The sequence below is a fragment of the uncultured Dokdonia sp. genome, assembly GCF_937910895.1.
Classification (GTDB): domain Bacteria; phylum Bacteroidota; class Bacteroidia; order Flavobacteriales; family Flavobacteriaceae; genus Dokdonia.
In genome coordinates this window covers 1-15833 of sequence record NZ_CALEMI010000076.1, presented here as the reverse complement: position 1 = coordinate 15833, position 15833 = coordinate 1, and the positions used below count along the sequence as shown (strand labels likewise).

The window sequence follows — 15833 nt, the reverse complement described above, 5'->3', positions numbered from 1 at the left end:
AGCATGAGAACATACGGAAAACGATTTCTAAAAATTATAGGATATATCTTATTAATCCCTGTGATGTATATCGTCATTTCTTTGATTCTAACCTATATTCCTGTTGCTGAACAAACGGATAATGCTCAAAAAAAGCATATTATATATCTCACCACTAATGGGGTGCATAGCGATATTATACTTCCTAAAAATCTGATGATTCCTGCCTTACTAGAAGATCAAACGTATCATCCTAGAGAACAGTTTTTTGCTTTTGGTTGGGGAGAAGAAAATTTTTACATAAACACGCCCACTTGGGGTGATCTTACCTTTTCTACTGCTTTTAGAGCTGCTTTTTTGAAAAGCAAAACACTCGTTCACGTCACACGGTATCGCTCCAAACGAGACCGATGGATTGCCGTTCCTGTTACAGACACACAACTTCAAAAACTCAACGCGTACATCCTCGCTGCTTTTGACCACAATGGGAACCAAAAACAGCGTATAGAAGGAGCTACGTACACTCCAGATCGGGATACTTTTTATAGAGCCAAAGGAAATTATATGTTTTATAACACCTGCAATACGTGGGCGAATTCAGCACTTAAAGAGAGCGATATGAAAGCGAGTTTATGGACGCCTTTTGATTTTGGAGTTTTGCGGTGGTATGAGGAGTGATTTCTTATTCTTGTTTAGAATATTACTAAAATATCATAACCTGTAAACCTAATACTATTTTATATCCCATTCAAAATCTCAGCTGCTTTCTCCAAAGTTTCATCTGTTTTTGCAAAGCAGAAACGTAGCATCTTAAAATCTTCTTGATCCAGATTAAAAACAGAGGTTGGGATCGAAGCAATGCCTTTTTCTTTGATAAGCCTTTCGGCGAAAAGAACATCATTTTCTTCTGTAATATCGCTATAATCTAATAATTGAAAATAGGTACCTAAAGACGGCGTCATTTTAAATCGAGAGTCCTTAATAAGGTCTAAAAACAAATCTCTTTTACGTTGATAAAAAGTGCCTAGTTCTAAATAATGACTAGGTGTTTTTAAATACTGAGCAAATGCTTTTTGCATAGGGTGATCGACAGAAAAAACCGTAAACTGATGTACTTTCTGAAATTCTTCCATGAGATGTTTGGGTGCTACTGTATATCCCATTTTCCATCCTGTATTGTGAAATGTTTTTCCGAAAGAAGCTGTAATAAAAGCGCTGTCTGCTAGTTTAGGATACTTGGCGACACTCTCATGCGTCACACCATCAAAAACAATATGCTCATACACCTCATCACTAAGTAAGATGATGTTTGTGCCTTCCAGAATACGTTCTAGCGCAAGCATATCTGCTTTTGTTAAGACCGTCCCTGTAGGATTATGAGGGGTATTGATAATCAGCATCTTCGTAGCTGGAGTGATCGCTTCTTGAACAGTATTCCAATCTACTGTATAATCAGGGGCTTTGAGTTGTATAGATACTATTTTTCCGCCGTTGATTAAAATGGCAGGCTCATACGAATCATACGCGGGTTTTAAAACAATAACCTCATCATTTACGTGTACAAAAGCAGAAATGGCTGTATAAATAGCCTGAGTGGCACCTACGGTTACGGTTACTTCGGTTTCTGGATGATAGTCACTCCCATAAAGCGTATTTAATTTTAATGCAATTTGTTCTCTAAGACTATAAACGCCTTGCATGGGAGCATATTGATTATACCCTGAAGCCATAGCTTCTGTGACCAGTGCATGTAGTGCAGGATCTGTATCAAATCCTGGAAATCCTTGAGAAAGATTGATCGCATCGTATTTTTGTGCCATCTGCCCCATCACACTAAAAATAGAGGTGGTTACTTCTGGCAATTTGGACATGTTCTTCATAGTATATTTCTTTCTATTTGAGAACGTAGACAGCCTATACCGAGACTTAGCTTTAAGATCTAATTCCCTTTGCAGCTTCCTCCAATTCTTGGTACCACGCTTCTCCAAATTTTCGCGTAAGCGCTTCCTTTACAAATTTATAAACGGGCACTTGCAATTCTTTTCCTAACGTACACGCATCATCACAAATAGGCCATTTATGGTAATTTACTGCAGAAAACGAACTGTATTTTTGTACGCGAACAGGATATAAATGACAAGAGATTGGTTTTTTAAAGTCTACTTTTCCTGCATTATACGCATCTTCTATCCCACAGCTAGCAATGCCTTTATCAGTAAATGTGACGTAGGCACATTCTGCGCCATTGACCAAGGTAGTTTCCAACTCTCCTATAGCTGTTGTGATAGATGTTCCCTGTGCTTCTATAGCTGCAATCCCTTCTGACCGTAAAAAAGGCTTTACGTCTTCATAGATTTCTTTAAGGATTTGGACTTCGTCTTCTTCAAGTGGTGCACCAGCTTCTCCAGCGATACAGCACTCGCCTTTACACGCATTGAGATTACACACAAAATCTTTTTCTATGATATCCTCAGAAACGATGGTATTTTTAAGCTGAAACATTACGCAAAGATACCTCGAAAGTATGAGCTATAAAATAGCTATCTACAAATTTAAAGAGTTTGCAATTTCTGGGTGTTAAAACCTTTTTATGCTGAATATGTGATGTCAAAATATTCCTGTATACGCTTTCGCGAAAGCGTATAAATTCACCTATACTTTGCATTAATTTCACACGTATTATACAGTTATAATCCTTTAAATTATGGTAATTTTGCCACTCATCTTGTGAAAGATTTTATTATGAATTTTGACATAAAAGAAATAACAGCCGCTACCATGATTTTATTTGCGGTTATTGATATTTTAGGTAATATTCCTATTGTGATCAAACTGCGAAAAAAAGCAGGACATATTCAAAGCGAAAAGGCATCTATAGTGGCACTCGTTATTATGATTGCTTTTGTGTTTATAGGAGAACGTATTCTTAGTATTATAGGGGTTAATGTTAATGAATTTGCTGTAGCAGGATCTTTTATTCTATTTTTCCTAGCATTAGAAATGATTTTAGGTGTGAGTATCTTTAAAGATGATGGAAATTTGAGTGCAAAAACAGTCTCTGTTTTTCCATTGGCATTTCCATTGCTAGCAGGACCTGGTAGTTTAACATCACTTCTAGCATTACGTGCAGAATACCAAATAGAAAATATCCTTATTGCTATTACCATCAATATTATACTTATATATATTGTCTTAAAAACATCTAGACATATAGAAAAATTTATGGGTAAAAACGGAATCGCTATTATTCAAAAAGTTTTTGGTGTAATTTTGCTAGCCATTGCGGTAAAGTTATTTACTGCAAATATTCAAGAATTATTTAAATAGAACTTATGCGTATTGCTATTCCAGTATTTATCATCCTTGCCGCACTATTACTTATTTATAATATTACTCAGATCAATTTTGAAGCTCCTTTTCAAGGTGATAGTACGGTCGCATTTATTGGTATTGTAGGGAGTACTTGTGCTATTATCCTCCTTCTTATCTTACTCGTATCTAGAAAAATTGCTAAGAAGGAAAAAGAGCGTAAACGCTCACTTTAAAATAGGTATATAAGTTCTGGCTTGTAGATCTCTAAACCAATTCCTACAATCAGAGTAATAATGGCTAGGATTGTAAATAACTTATGTAATTTTTGGTAGAGTAAGTTTCGTCTTAATTTTTGTTTCAACTTGTCGTCATCTAGCTTATTCATCTCTTCTATAACGGTTGCTGCCGGAAGATAAAACGGACTTACTGATATTCCGTTAGAAATAAATAGCTTAGCACTGTTATCTAGTAATCTAAAAATAACAGCAATAATAAATACAAATACAGATGCAACTATAACCATAATAATATATCCCCCTAATTGGCACTTAGGCTTATGACTTTTTGGATAATCGCATCATCTTGATTTACCATTTGTTCAAAAGCGTTGTCGCCAAAGAGCTGTTTTGCCATAGTGGCTTTTAGGTAGCTTTTATAAACGTTCCTATATTTTTTTGCTCTTAAATTAATTCCCCTTAATTGTGCGTAAGATATAAAATCTTCGACAATTGTGTCGGATATCATAATGTCATTTTGAAATTCTTCTAAAGAAAGTGTATTATAATACGAACGATCTTTCTCTAATTCTTCAAAAATAAACATACGCATGTATCCAGATCGCAGTAAATAATTGAGGTGCTCTATCTCATAATCTATATTTTTAGGAACAAATACATCTGGTATAATGCCTCCTCCTCCATAGACGATCTTCCCCAAAGGGGTTTTAAATTTAAGAGAGTCTGCGACTTTAATACTATCTGCGCTTCGAAGCTCTCCATTTTCATAACGTTCTAAGTAGTCTTCAAAATAATCTTTATTCCCTAGTTCATAAGGTTTCTGTATAGATCTTCCTGTAGGTGTATAATATCTGGCAATAGTAAGTCTTACAGCGCTCCCATCTCCTAATGACATCTCCCTTTGAACAAGCCCTTTACCAAAAGAGCGTCTTCCTATAATCAATCCTTTGTCATTATCCTGTAGTGCTCCTGCTACAATCTCACTAGCAGATGCAGAGTTTTCATTAATAAGAATAAAAACCGCTCCCTCTTCAAAAATACCACCGCGATTTGAGTAGGTTTTATTGACCTTTCCTGATTTATTTTTAGTAAATAAAATGAGTTTATTTTTCTCTAGAAACTCATCGGCTATCGCCTCTGCACTTGATACATAACCTCCAGGATTATCTCTTAAGTCAAGGGCTAATTGTATCGCACCCTTAGACTTAAGTTCTTTAAGCGCTTTTATAAATTCGTCATACGTAGACTCGGCAAACCTATTAATCTTGATATATCCTAATTGGTCTGTGAGCATATAGCTTGCCGTAACACTAGAAATGGGAACAATATCTCTTTTTACAGTATAGGAGAGAAGTTCAGGTTCTCCTTGTCTTTTTATTTTAAGATTTACAGAGGTATTGACACGCCCTTTTAAAATTTTAGATAAAGAATCATCACTCATGGCTTGTCCAGAAAGAGGGATATCATTTGCAGATATAATACGATCACCACCGCGTATCCCTACTTGATCACTAGGACCACCAACAATAGCGTGTATGACAGCAACAGAGTCTTGATAAGGATAGAAACGAATCCCGATTCCTACAAAATCACCTTTCATGTTTTCTTCAATTTCTTGTAACTCTTCTGGTGGAATATAGGTAGAATGTGGATCGAGATTATCCAAAATTCCATTGACGGTTACATCTACAATACTGTCTGTATTTACAGTATCTACATACTCATAATCTATATAATCTATAAGTTTACTAAGTTTTTCTTTTTTACTATTGGAATTAAAAAATGCGGTGTCTGTAGAGGAGCCAAAATTCAGAAAACTTCCTAAGATAATTCCTAGGACAATTCCTAAACTAAACAGGATGGGTATGTATTTCTTTTTTAATCTCATGAATCCTCTAAATTTGAAAGATGTACTATCTCAACGCCTGCTTTTTCTAAAAATTTCATACCGCTCTGATCTTTATATCCCTCTTTAAAAACAACCCGTTTTATTCCCGCTTGATGAATGAGTTTACTGCACTCTTTACAAGGACTTAAGGTAATATATAATGTAGCTCCATTGCAGGATTGTGTAGAAGAAGCTACTTTTAAAATAGCGTTTGCTTCGGCGTGTAATACATACCATTTTGTATATCCTTCATCATCTTCACAAAAGTTTTCAAAGCCTGTAGGGGTTCCATTATAGCCGTCTGAGATAATCATTTTATCTTTCACTATAATAGCGCCTACTTGTTTACGCTCACAATAGGAAAGTTTTCCCCATTCTTGCGCCATTCTTAAGTAAGCGATATCGTATTTATGTTGCTTTGAAGCCATGTATTATAGGATGCGGAGTTCGCTTTCGCGAAAGCGTATATACGCCTATACTCATTTATAACCACTAATTTAAGTGCCTCTTATGGGATACGCAACAGATTCTTAAATATTTAACGCAATTAATGCATTTCTAAAAATAGGAATAGCAACGCCAATCACAACTGCAGAAATAACCATCACCCAATCTCTTATGGAAAAACGGAATATAAACTGTCCTATAAAGCTCACTATTAATACTAAAAGTACAATGATAATTTGAGAGGCTTCTATTCCTAAAGTATATTCTAAAAGTGGAAGGAATTTAGCTTCTGTACTAGCCGTCATCATCTTGAAATAGGTAGAAAATCCAAACCCATGAATAAGTCCAAAAAATAAGGCAACGATTAGATACACTCCTACTTTTTCTTTGCGTCCTTTTTTACCTGCTGTAAAAATATTATAGAGTGCTGTTATCAGAATAGTTACAGGAATAAGCAACTCAATAAGGGTGGTGTTAATTTTTACAACTCCATAAGCAGCAAGACTCAATGATATGGTATGACCTACTGTAAAGACAGTTACCAATGTTAATAGTCTTTTCCAACTAGCAAAGGTGTAAGGAATTGTCAAAACAATAATAAATAAAATATGATCGTAGGCGTTCCAATCGAGTACGTGGAAGAGTCCTTCTTTAAAATAAAACCAAAAAGTATCCATTAAAAATATATTAGGGGTTTTCCAAATGTACAAATTAAAAATGATGCAATAATAGCTATATTTGTGTCTTAATTTTAAAGATAAAAATATGTCTATTTCAGATTTATATGATAGCGGTTTCCGCAAGCGTAATGAAGATCATTTTGCAGCGATGGTTCGTATTGCAATGAGCGATGCGATCATTACTGAAGATGAAAAAAAATTCCTAGATAGAACAGCTCGAAATCTTGATATTTCAGAAGAAGATTACAAAGCGATATTAAAAGATTACATGTCTCATAGTGTCAATCCTCCTATCTCCTATGAAAACCGTTTAGAGCGTCTTTTTGATCTTGGAAGAATGGTATATTCAGATCATGAACTTGGAGAAAAACAAACTGTTATGTTAGAAAGACTTGCTGTAGGACTAGGGTTTACAGCAACTAATGTAAAATATATTGTAGACAAGGCGTTATCTCTTGTGAATGAAGGTGTAGATCTAGATACTTTTAAAGAGGAAATCAAATTAATGAACCGTTAAGAACGCTCTCATAATATTATATATAAAAAAAGCGACAAAATTGTCGCTTTTTTATGGTTTTAATTCTTCTCTTTTTTTGGCTTATATCGATGCAATAGTCGATCTATTGTTTTAAACAATAGATCAGAATTAATTGGTTTTGTTAAGTAGGCATTCATGCCGCATTCCTTTGCTTCGTCTCTTTCTTCTTCTGTTGTTCTTGCTGTCAAAGCAACAATAGGAATTTTCTTTATTTTTTTATCGGTATGATTTCGTATTCGCATAGCTGCATCATAACCGTCCATAACAGGCATAGAGAGATCCATCAACACAAGATCATATTGGTATTTTTCAAGAAAGAGTACGACTTGTTCTCCGTTTTTGGCAATATCTAAACTATAGGTTCCTTCGTCTGCAAATAGTCGCATCATAAGAAGCTGATTCACTTCTATATCTTCTCCAAGAAGGATGCGGTACTTTTTCTTTTTACTCCCTCCGCTTCTTTTCTCTGAGTTTCTTATAACAGGTGTCTCTTTCTCTTCTTTTTGATCATGAGAAACGCCCAGAGAAATTGTGAATTTAAACGTAGAACCCTCATTTTCTTTGCTACTCACTTCAAGATTACTATCCATGAGTTGAGTGAGTTGCTTTACGATACTAAGACCTAATCCAGAACCACCAAATAAACCACGTTTTTCTAATTGTGTGAAACTTTCAAAAATGGTTGTGAGATACTCTTTGGGGATTCCTATTCCTGTATCTATAATTTCAAAAGTTACTGGAATACGACGCATATTACGAGAGGTAGTAGATATACGTAATGTTACAGTGCCTTGATGAGTATATTTTAGGGCATTTTCAAGCAAATTAATCAAAATCTGATTAAGCCGAAGTTGATCTCCAATAAGAAATTTTGGAATGTTAGTTCCGATATCTGTAACAAATTGTAATCTTTTCTCGTTGGCTTGTAAATCGTACGTTTTTACAAGTGACTTTGTAAATTTTTTAAAATCAAACCGCTTATTTTTAATTTCTAAATGTCCTGCTTCAATTTTTGAGATATCTAACAGATCATCTACGATGGCGACAAGATTTTTTGAAGAATCTTTAATGATTCCTATGATATCTAACTGCTCTCTGTCTAAACTTGTATTTTCAAGTACACTTAGAAAACCCAAGATACTATTGAGGGGTGTTCTAATCTCATGGCTTACATTTGCTAAAAATTTATTTTTAAAACCTCTTTCTACGTTTAATTGGTGGTTTAATTCCTGTGTAATATTAAAGTTGATGATAGACTCGTTACGTACTTGTTTTATTTGATGTAGCGTTTTATAATGATCTGTAAGATCTTCTATAAACAACACCACTTGTTTTTTTTCAAAATCAACCTGTGATCGAATATCAAAAAAACATGTCTTCCCTTTTATCTCCATTTGGACACAATAGAATTTTTGTTGTTTCCTATCGTCCTCAAAAAGGGAGGAAATGACATGAAAGAAGGGGTGAAAGTCGGTAATATCAGATCCTTTTTTTATAGAAAACAAGGAGTCATCTGTGTCTAAAACCTGATTTGTATTATTTACGATAAGTAATTGAGTCGTATTCTCTAAAAATTCTTGTCTAAGCTTATTAAGCATTCTCAAGTAATTGTGCTGCTACGTTTTTAAACAGCAATTCAACATTTTCTCCAGTCTTGGCACTGGAAAGATAAGAATGCTGAATGTCTTGTGCTTTTAAATCGTTCAAAAGAACGTCAGGATCGACCAAATCCACTTTATTGCCGATAATGTGCGCAGAAACGTGTGGATATTTTTCTTTTAGGTGTTCTAAGTTATATTTTATATCTCCGTAGGTAATAGGTCTAGAAGCATCAAAAACATATATAAAACTCGAAGCACCCATAAGATAAGAGGACCTGTATTTTGTAAAATCATCTGTTCCCTCTACATCCCATATCACTAACGTAATATTGTCTTTTTCTAAATGCACTTCTTTTTTCATGATATGAACACCTATCGTAACGGTATAGTTTTCTGAAAAGGTATTTTCAACAAAACGTCTAAGAAGTGAAGACTTTCCTACCCCAAAATGCCCTAATAACACAATTTTTTTAGATACGCTCATCTGTAAAATATGATTTTAATTTTTTGGTAAAAGTTTCTGAATTTTCTAAATCGCTCCTATTAACAACAAATTGTGCAAAATCCAAAAGCACATCTTCTAGTCTGTCTTTATAGTCATCATCATAAATACCTGTGATAACAACTGCAATATAATAATTTGAAAAGTTTTGAAGATGAATTGTAAACAATTCATAATCTATCCTCTCTAATTCCATTTCTCCATTATTGTATGCATCTTCTACAAAACTTTTGATGGCTGTTAACATTCCTGCTACCATATCTTCATCCAAAGTTGGCCTCTTTGCATAATTTGCCTTAAGCAATCCTGATCCTTTTTCAATGACCATAATTTGCTCAATTCTTGCTTTATATTGCTCATACATTAATGCTGCTGCATCAATATTTTGATCCTTTCCTGAAAACCAGTTCTTAAACGAAAATGTTTTATTAAGTCTTTTATTAATATCTTCATTGAGTTTTTTAATCTCCGCTTGAACATACTTTTTTATCATTTTACCCATTACAGGATATAATGCCTCAGCTACGGCATCTTGTGATTTTTTAATCTCTGCTTTTAACGTTTCTGTAATTACAGGTCCTAATGTTTTAGGCATTTTCTGGACAAAGTCGTCCATACGTTCATCAAGAATTGGAGTCACTCTATCAGAAAGGTGTTCTTGTTGTGATTCTAATTTCTGGATTTTAATCACAAGATTTTTATCAAACTCACGCTCTTCTGTAAGTAAGATTTCTTTTAAAATCTCAAGTCTTTCCTTTGAGTCCATGACAGGGATTATAATAGGACTATTAAGATTTTATACTCTCACCTAACTTTATAAGTAAATTGCCTAATTGTGATCTGTCTACTTTTTTCTCATCTAGAGATGTTGCCTTATCATTTAATGACTCTTCTAAGTCTGATATACGAATATTAACATCTGTACTTAGATTATCAATAGCGGTCATGAGTTCCTTTCGGGTATCATCAATATAATCTGATAATTCCTGACGCCTGTTTGCAAGATCTTTTTTAAGGGTTTCAAACTCAAGGCTGTATTCAGCCATATTTTCTCCAAAAATAAGTTGCTTAATCGCATCTATCTTTGAATTTGATTCTAATTGACTTTGATTACTCTGTTCTTTACTTCCTTTAGACATACAAGAGGGATTCATTACGTTACAGCAAATCAAATATATAAAAAATGAAGATACTACTTACATATATCCCTATTATAATGACTTAGCCATAAAGTCTTCTGCTTTTTCTACCATTTTTTTGCTTCCGCAAAAGAAAGGAGCTCTTTGATGTAATTCTGTAGGTTGGAGGTCTAATATAGGAGTGTAGCCATCACTTGCTTTTCCACCTGCTTGCTCTGTGATAAATGCCATAGGATTGCATTCATAAAGTAATCTAAGTTTTCCATTTGAATTTACAGAGCTTTTAGGATACATATAAATACCCCCTTTAATCATATTACGATGTATATCTGAAACCAAAGAGCCAATATATCTAGATGTATAAGGACGATTTTCTGATTCTTCCTGACAATATTTAATATAATTTTTCACCCCTTGTGGAAAATGGGTATAATTTCCTTCATTCACAGAATAAATAGTTCCTTCTTCAGGAAACATCATATTAGGATGTGATAGATAAAAGGTACCTATAGCTGGATTTAATGTAAATCCATTAACCCCATGACCTGTGGTATAGACTAACATGGTACTCGTACCATATATGATATATCCGGCAGCCACCTGATTACGCCCTGGTTGTAAAAAATCTTCTATGGTCACGGGAGTCCCCGAAGGTGTGATTCTTCTATAAATAGAAAAAATAGTTCCTACAGAAACATTTACATCAATATTTGAAGAACCATCTAGTGGATCCATAAGAATTACATACTTATTTTGATGATCGTCATTATGACCTTCTACGGTTATAAAATCATCATTTTCTTCACTACCAATCCCGCAAACTATTTCTCTATTTATAAGTGTTTTAATAAAGGCATCATTTGCGATAACATCAAGCTTTTGCTGATCTTCTCCTTGTATATTTGTATCTCCTGCTCCTCCTAAAATATCAACAAGCCCTGCTTTATTGACTTGATGATTTACCACTTTTGCAGCCAATCGAATTGCATTAATCAATCGAGATAATTCACCTGAAGAGTATTTAAATTCCGATTGATTTTCAATAATAAACTCTCCTAGGGTTTGATTTTTACGAGCCATTTGGTATGTGTAGGTTATTTTTTGCAAAAATATTCAAAAAAAACACCATAACTACAACGATTTCGTATTCTTTTATCTAAGAAGTCATCTAGACTTTTTTTATTCAAGCGAAAAAAGAGGCTTTTTTTCTCAGATGAAAGCTTTTTTGAACTATGTAGCATCGCTACATAGTGATAAAAAAGACAAAATATGAACGCAAAATGGTCATTTTGTAGGGAATCATAAAAAGTCCAGATGACTTCTATATATATTTTTTACTTTCGCTTACTTAAACCAGATTTCTTATGAATCACCCTATTCGCAAGGCAAAAGCCGAAGATATGCCAGCTGTACTTGCTCTTATCACTGAGCTTGCAGTTTTTGAAAACGAACCTGATGCTGTTCATATCTCAGTCGAAACATTGATCACCTATGGAACAGGAGCAAACCCTTTGTTTACTTGTTTTGTGGCAGAAGATGAGGAGGAGATTGTGGGAATGGCATTGGTCTACTATAGATTCTCTACTTGGGAAGGCAAATCACTACATCTCGAAGACCTTATTGTTTCAAAAAAATATAGAGGAAAAGGATATGGTAAGGCATTATACAATCAAGTAATGCGTTATGCAGTATCACAGGATGTGAATAGAGTGGAATGGGTTGTTTTAGATTGGAATACAGATGCTATCACTTTTTATGAGAATAGTGGCGCCCTTTTCTTAAAAGATTGGCATCTTGTTCAAATGAATAAAGAGAGATTACAAAAATATATTCATTCCATATCGTAAAGGATACCCATTTCCTTGACAAAAAATATAATTTGCGTGTATGTGTTTTTACGCTTTCGCGAAAGCGAATAAAAAATCTGGGAATGAGTACATTTAACCTTTTGAATTATTTTTGCCACATAGTATAAAGACAATCTAAAAAATGCAAGTATTCAAATTTGGAGGAGCTTCCGTAAAAGATGCAGAAAGTGTAAAAAACATACTCACTGTCTTACAAAAAACAGGTGTTAAAAATACGCTTATTGTTATATCTGCGATGGGTAAAACAACCAATGCACTAGAAAAAGTAATACACGCATACTTTACAAATAAAGATCAAGTTTCAGAAGCTATAGAAGCATCTTATACATATCATTTTGATATCATCTCTATACTCTTTCCTGAAGGGCATCCTATTTTTGAAACCGTACATACGCTATTTAAAAACTTAAAAAGTTTTCTTGAGCGTAATAAATCACCTAATTATGATTTTGTATACGACCAAGTCATCTGCTATGGTGAACTCACCTCTACAAAAATTGTAAGTGCCTTTCTTTCTGAAAATAAGATCAAAAATCAATGGCTTGATGCACGCGAACTTATAAAAACAGACACAAGCTATAGAGACGCTCACGTAGATTGGGAAACGACACAAAAGAAGATTCAAAATGCCGTTCAAAAAGACGGTCTTTTTATTACACAAGGCTTTATTGCTTCTGACGAAAACAACTTTACAACAACCCTTGGTAGAGAAGGAAGTGACTATACAGGCGCTATTTTTGCGTATTGTTTAAATGCACATAATTTGACTATTTGGAAAGATGTTCCGGGAGTTTTAAATGCTGATCCTAGCGTCTTCAAAAACACCAAATTATTAAAACGTATTTCATACAATGAAGCCATTGAAATGGCATTTTACGGAGCTTCTGTTATACATCCAAAGACACTACAACCATTACAGAGAAAAGAAATACCTCTTTACGTAAAATCTTTTATAACGCCTGATGATCTTGGAACATTTATAGGAAAAGGAATACAACTTGATCCTATGGTTGCTTGTTATATCGTAAAGAAAAATCAAATCCTTCTTTCATTATCTTCTATTGATTTTAGTTTTATTATGGAAGAAAACATAAGTGATATTTTCAAATTATTACACACCTATAAAATGAAAGTAACCATGATGCAAAACTCTGCTATTAGCTTCTCTGTTTGTATCGAAAATAAGTTTAATACGCTAGAATCCTTAGTAAAAAAACTTAAAGCAACGTATAAAGTGCGATGGAATGAAGGTGTTACTTTACTTACTGTAAGACACGCTTCTTCAAATGAGAGGAATACACTTCTACACGGTCGGAAAGTGCTTTTAAAACAAGAAAACAGAACAGTTACTCAGTATGTATTAAAAGAAGAGTAAGTATTGTATATTTGACTCCTTAGTTTAAAGACGTAATTGATGAGTTTAGTGACCGCAAAAGAAGTTGCACAAGCTATAAAAGCTGATAAATTTGGCTTTTTCGGTACTTTCTTGGGTTGGTCACTTATGAAGACTCTTAAAATTTCCAGCTTAAACAAAATCTACGATCGCAATAAACACTTAAACGATCTTGATTTTTTAAATGCGCTTTTGGATGAATTTAAAATCAAATTTGAGATCCCAGAAGAAGACCTAAAACGACTCCCCAAAACTGGTGCTTATATTACGATTTCAAACCACCCGTTAGGAGGTATTGATGGTATCCTATTGCTTAAACTCATGCTTGAACAGCGTGAAGATTTTAAAATTATAGCCAACTTCCTTTTACACCGCATAGATCCTTTAAAACCTTATGTGATGCCCGTAAATCCTTTTGAGGATCGAAAAGACGTAAAATCAAGTATTACGGGTTTTAAAAATGCGCTTTTACATCTTCAAGAAGGATCTCCGCTAGGTATTTTCCCAGCAGGAGAAGTCTCTACCTATAAGGATGACAAACTCATTATTGACAAACCTTGGGAAGAAGCCGCTATAAAACTGATTAAAAAGGCAGAAGTTCCTATTGTACCTATCTATTTTCACGCAAAAAATAGTCGGCTGTTTTATCAATTATCACGTATAAGTAGTACATTACGTACTGCCAAACTTCCAAGTGAATTACTCACTCAAAGAAACCGTACTATTAAAGTACGTATAGGAAATCCTATAAAAGTAACTGCACAAAAAGAATATACAGATCTTCCTAGTTTTACTGAATTTCTTCGTAAGAAAACTTATATGCTTGCTAAATCTTTTGAAACAAAAAGTCGTTTAAGCAACATTCCACAAACCCTTAAAGTTCCCAAAGAACCTAAAGAAATTGCCGTCTCTATAAATAGTGATTTAATCTTTAAAGAGATTGATCAATTGCGTAAAAATGACCGTCGTTTATTACAATCTAAAAATTACGAAGTTTTTCTTGCCCCTGCAGATGAGATGCCTAATACACTCCAAGAAATAGGCCGCTTACGCGAAATCACATTTAGAGCCATAGGAGAAGGCACCAATGAAGCTATAGATCTTGATAAATTTGACCGCTACTACCACCACATGTTTTTATGGGATAGTGATACCCAAAAAATTGCAGGTGCCTATCGTATGGGACTCGGCTCAGAAATTTTCAAAAAATACGGAATCGATGGCTTTTATTTGCAAGACCTCTTTCGTTTTGAGCCAGAACTACATACGATGATGAGTCAGAGTATAGAAATGGGGCGTGCATTCATCATAAAAGAATACCAACAAAAACCAATGCCACTATTCTTATTATGGAAAGGTATCGTACACACCACATTACGTTTTCCAGAACATAAGTATCTTATAGGGGGTGTGAGTATTTCAAATCAATTTTCAAATTTCTCAAAATCATTGATGATTGAATTTATGAAATCTCATTATTATGATCCTTATATAGCACAATATATTTTTCCTAAAAAAGAGTTCAAAGTAAAACTAAAAGACGTTGATAAAGACTTTGTTTTTGATGCCACCAAAGCAGACATGCAAAAGTTTGATAAAATTATCGATGAAATTGAGCCAGGTGCATTAAGAATTCCGGTTTTGATAAAAAAATACGTAAAACAAAACGCGCGATTGGTTGCTTTTAACGTAGACCCTAAATTTAACAATGCTGTAGACGGGTTGATGTATATTAGAGTTGCAGATATACCAGACAGTACCGTAAAACCTGTTATGGAAGAATTCCAGGCAGAATTGGAGCGCAAAGCTACAGAGCTTCAAGAGCAACATAAGCCTGCAAACGAATAAGATTTTTTAGATAGAAGCTGTCTTTTTAGTTTTTGTGTAATTAACTGATTGTTAAAGAATATAATGTTTACCGGTCTTAAGGGAGTTTACTTTTCTTCAAATTCAGGAGGTACATGGTCGGTTGCTATTGCGCCTAATACTGATAATAGACGTGCTGTTACTGTAGGTTCTGATGGAAGTTTTTACATTCAAAATCAAACAGGTGACATTAAAAAATACAACATAGGAGCTAATACTTTTTCTACAATTGGTGTTAAACCAGGAGGTTATGATTCTCAAGGAGGCTATAATCAAACGTTATTGTTTAAAGACGGAATGTTTCTATCAGGAGAAGTAAATGGTCATACGTCTATAGATAATGGAGCAAGCTGGAATAATTCTTTGAACGGATATTGGGGTAGT

General features: G+C 34.2%; 19 protein-coding genes. 8 read left to right on the top strand and 11 right to left on the bottom strand.

Going from position 1 to position 15833, the window contains the following annotated elements; translation table 11 throughout:
- Positions 1–3: 3 nt before the first annotated feature.
- Positions 4–657, top strand: a complete 654-nt coding sequence (locus Q0505_RS09460; RefSeq protein ID WP_299211974.1) for a DUF2459 domain-containing protein — start codon at positions 4–6, stop codon at positions 655–657.
- A 59-nt stretch (positions 658–716) separates the two neighbouring features.
- On the opposite strand, the gene Q0505_RS09455 is transcribed toward Q0505_RS09460, so the two are convergent.
- Together Q0505_RS09455 and Q0505_RS09450 are read right to left on the bottom strand one after the other, a co-directional pair.
- The gene (locus tag Q0505_RS09455) at positions 717–1859 is read right to left on the bottom strand and encodes a methionine aminotransferase (protein ID WP_299211971.1); all 1143 of its coding nucleotides are present in this window, start codon (positions 1857–1859) and stop codon (positions 717–719) included.
- Between the two features lie 52 nt (positions 1860–1911).
- Positions 1912–2481: a DUF3109 family protein gene (locus Q0505_RS09450; protein ID WP_299211969.1), complete on the bottom strand. Its 570-nt coding sequence runs from the start codon at positions 2479–2481 to the stop codon at positions 1912–1914.
- 240 nt (positions 2482–2721) lie between these two features.
- On the opposite strand from Q0505_RS09450, the gene Q0505_RS09445 reads away from it, so the two are divergent.
- Complete coding sequence (locus Q0505_RS09445; RefSeq protein WP_299211967.1) at positions 2722–3306, top strand: MarC family protein; 585 nt, start codon at positions 2722–2724, stop codon at positions 3304–3306.
- Between the two features lie 5 nt (positions 3307–3311).
- Positions 3312–3524: a hypothetical protein gene (locus Q0505_RS09440; RefSeq protein ID WP_299211964.1), complete on the top strand. Its 213-nt coding sequence runs from the start codon at positions 3312–3314 to the stop codon at positions 3522–3524.
- Here the strand turns inward: Q0505_RS09440 and Q0505_RS09435 are convergent.
- The 4 genes from Q0505_RS09435 to Q0505_RS09420 all read right to left on the bottom strand — a co-directional run bounded on the left by Q0505_RS09435 (position 3521) and on the right by Q0505_RS09420 (position 6539).
- Entirely contained in the window at positions 3521–3814 is a 294-nt protein-coding gene (locus Q0505_RS09435) for a hypothetical protein (RefSeq protein WP_299211961.1), read from the bottom strand. The genes Q0505_RS09440 and Q0505_RS09435 overlap by 4 nt on opposite strands.
- A 14-nt stretch (positions 3815–3828) precedes the next feature.
- Positions 3829–5415, bottom strand: a complete 1587-nt coding sequence (locus Q0505_RS09430; protein ID WP_299211958.1) for a S41 family peptidase — start codon at positions 5413–5415, stop codon at positions 3829–3831.
- The gene (locus tag Q0505_RS09425) at positions 5412–5843 is read right to left on the bottom strand and encodes a dCMP deaminase family protein (protein WP_299211955.1); all 432 of its coding nucleotides are present in this window, start codon (positions 5841–5843) and stop codon (positions 5412–5414) included. The genes Q0505_RS09430 and Q0505_RS09425 overlap by 4 nt, the downstream gene beginning before the upstream one ends.
- A gap of 102 nt (positions 5844–5945) precedes the next feature.
- Positions 5946–6539 (bottom strand): HupE/UreJ family protein, encoded by a 594-nt coding sequence (locus tag Q0505_RS09420; protein WP_299211952.1) that lies wholly within the window; start codon positions 6537–6539, stop codon positions 5946–5948.
- Positions 6540–6627: 88 nt separating this feature from the next.
- Between Q0505_RS09420 and Q0505_RS09415 the strand changes: the two genes are divergently transcribed.
- Complete coding sequence (locus Q0505_RS09415) at positions 6628–7059, top strand: TerB family tellurite resistance protein (RefSeq protein WP_299211949.1); 432 nt, start codon at positions 6628–6630, stop codon at positions 7057–7059.
- Positions 7060–7118: 59 nt separating this feature from the next.
- Here Q0505_RS09415 and Q0505_RS09410 read toward each other — a convergent pair whose 3' ends face one another.
- The 5 genes from Q0505_RS09410 to fbp form a co-directional block, all read right to left on the bottom strand.
- Positions 7119–8678: an ATP-binding protein gene (locus Q0505_RS09410; RefSeq protein ID WP_299211946.1), complete on the bottom strand. Its 1560-nt coding sequence runs from the start codon at positions 8676–8678 to the stop codon at positions 7119–7121.
- A complete protein-coding gene (locus Q0505_RS09405; RefSeq protein WP_299211943.1) occupies positions 8671–9165 on the bottom strand; it encodes a Rab family GTPase in 495 nt (164 codons plus the stop codon). Before Q0505_RS09405 ends, Q0505_RS09410 begins: the two co-directional genes overlap by 8 nt.
- On the bottom strand, positions 9152–9949 hold the full coding sequence (locus Q0505_RS09400) for a cell envelope biogenesis protein OmpA (RefSeq protein WP_299211940.1): 798 nt from the start codon (positions 9947–9949) through the stop codon (positions 9152–9154). The genes Q0505_RS09405 and Q0505_RS09400 overlap by 14 nt, the downstream gene beginning before the upstream one ends.
- A gap of 22 nt (positions 9950–9971) precedes the next feature.
- Complete coding sequence (locus Q0505_RS09395; RefSeq protein WP_299211937.1) at positions 9972–10322, bottom strand: fructose 1,6-bisphosphatase; 351 nt, start codon at positions 10320–10322, stop codon at positions 9972–9974.
- Between the two features lie 72 nt (positions 10323–10394).
- The gene (gene fbp / locus Q0505_RS09390; RefSeq protein WP_299211934.1) at positions 10395–11402 is read right to left on the bottom strand and encodes a class 1 fructose-bisphosphatase; all 1008 of its coding nucleotides are present in this window, start codon (positions 11400–11402) and stop codon (positions 10395–10397) included.
- 284 nt (positions 11403–11686) lie between these two features.
- Between fbp and Q0505_RS09385 the strand changes: the two genes are divergently transcribed.
- The 4 genes from Q0505_RS09385 to Q0505_RS09370 form a co-directional block, all read left to right on the top strand.
- Entirely contained in the window at positions 11687–12169 is a 483-nt protein-coding gene (locus Q0505_RS09385; protein ID WP_299211932.1) for a GNAT family N-acetyltransferase, read from the top strand.
- Between the two features lie 142 nt (positions 12170–12311).
- Complete coding sequence (locus tag Q0505_RS09380) at positions 12312–13565, top strand: aspartate kinase (RefSeq protein WP_299211928.1); 1254 nt, start codon at positions 12312–12314, stop codon at positions 13563–13565.
- A gap of 39 nt (positions 13566–13604) precedes the next feature.
- The gene (locus tag Q0505_RS09375) at positions 13605–15431 is read left to right on the top strand and encodes a lysophospholipid acyltransferase family protein (RefSeq protein ID WP_299211924.1); all 1827 of its coding nucleotides are present in this window, start codon (positions 13605–13607) and stop codon (positions 15429–15431) included.
- A 63-nt stretch (positions 15432–15494) separates the two neighbouring features.
- On the top strand, positions 15495–15833 hold a 339-nt coding region (locus Q0505_RS09370; RefSeq protein ID WP_299211921.1), incomplete at its 3' end, for a hypothetical protein.

What these genes read in the sequence shown, in the direction of transcription:
- Q0505_RS09455 (WP_299211971.1), bottom strand. Translation starts at nt 1,859, where the DNA reads ATGAAGAACATGTCCAAATTGCCAGAAGTAACCACCTCTATTTTTAGT.
- fbp (WP_299211934.1), bottom strand. Translation starts at nt 11,402, where the DNA reads ATGGCTCGTAAAAATCAAACCCTAGGAGAGTTTATTATTGAAAATCAA.
- Q0505_RS09385 (WP_299211932.1), top strand. Translation starts at nt 11,687, where the DNA reads ATGAATCACCCTATTCGCAAGGCAAAAGCCGAAGATATGCCAGCTGTA.
- Q0505_RS09430 (WP_299211958.1), bottom strand. Translation starts at nt 5,415, where the DNA reads ATGAGATTAAAAAAGAAATACATACCCATCCTGTTTAGTTTAGGAATT.
- Q0505_RS09445 (WP_299211967.1), top strand. Translation starts at nt 2,722, where the DNA reads ATGAATTTTGACATAAAAGAAATAACAGCCGCTACCATGATTTTATTT.
- Q0505_RS09425 (WP_299211955.1), bottom strand. Translation starts at nt 5,843, where the DNA reads ATGGCTTCAAAGCAACATAAATACGATATCGCTTACTTAAGAATGGCG.
- Q0505_RS09380 (WP_299211928.1), top strand. Translation starts at nt 12,312, where the DNA reads ATGCAAGTATTCAAATTTGGAGGAGCTTCCGTAAAAGATGCAGAAAGT.
- Q0505_RS09450 (WP_299211969.1), bottom strand. Translation starts at nt 2,481, where the DNA reads ATGTTTCAGCTTAAAAATACCATCGTTTCTGAGGATATCATAGAAAAA.
- Q0505_RS09435 (WP_299211961.1), bottom strand. Translation starts at nt 3,814, where the DNA reads ATGGTTATAGTTGCATCTGTATTTGTATTTATTATTGCTGTTATTTTT.
- Q0505_RS09400 (WP_299211940.1), bottom strand. Translation starts at nt 9,949, where the DNA reads ATGGACTCAAAGGAAAGACTTGAGATTTTAAAAGAAATCTTACTTACA.
- Q0505_RS09415 (WP_299211949.1), top strand. Translation starts at nt 6,628, where the DNA reads ATGTCTATTTCAGATTTATATGATAGCGGTTTCCGCAAGCGTAATGAA.
- Q0505_RS09420 (WP_299211952.1), bottom strand. Translation starts at nt 6,539, where the DNA reads ATGGATACTTTTTGGTTTTATTTTAAAGAAGGACTCTTCCACGTACTC.
- Q0505_RS09395 (WP_299211937.1), bottom strand. Translation starts at nt 10,322, where the DNA reads ATGTCTAAAGGAAGTAAAGAACAGAGTAATCAAAGTCAATTAGAATCA.
- Q0505_RS09410 (WP_299211946.1), bottom strand. Translation starts at nt 8,678, where the DNA reads ATGCTTAATAAGCTTAGACAAGAATTTTTAGAGAATACGACTCAATTA.
- Q0505_RS09460 (WP_299211974.1), top strand. Translation starts at nt 4, where the DNA reads ATGAGAACATACGGAAAACGATTTCTAAAAATTATAGGATATATCTTA.
- Q0505_RS09405 (WP_299211943.1), bottom strand. Translation starts at nt 9,165, where the DNA reads ATGAGCGTATCTAAAAAAATTGTGTTATTAGGGCATTTTGGGGTAGGA.
- Q0505_RS09375 (WP_299211924.1), top strand. Translation starts at nt 13,605, where the DNA reads ATGAGTTTAGTGACCGCAAAAGAAGTTGCACAAGCTATAAAAGCTGAT.
- Q0505_RS09440 (WP_299211964.1), top strand. Translation starts at nt 3,312, where the DNA reads ATGCGTATTGCTATTCCAGTATTTATCATCCTTGCCGCACTATTACTT.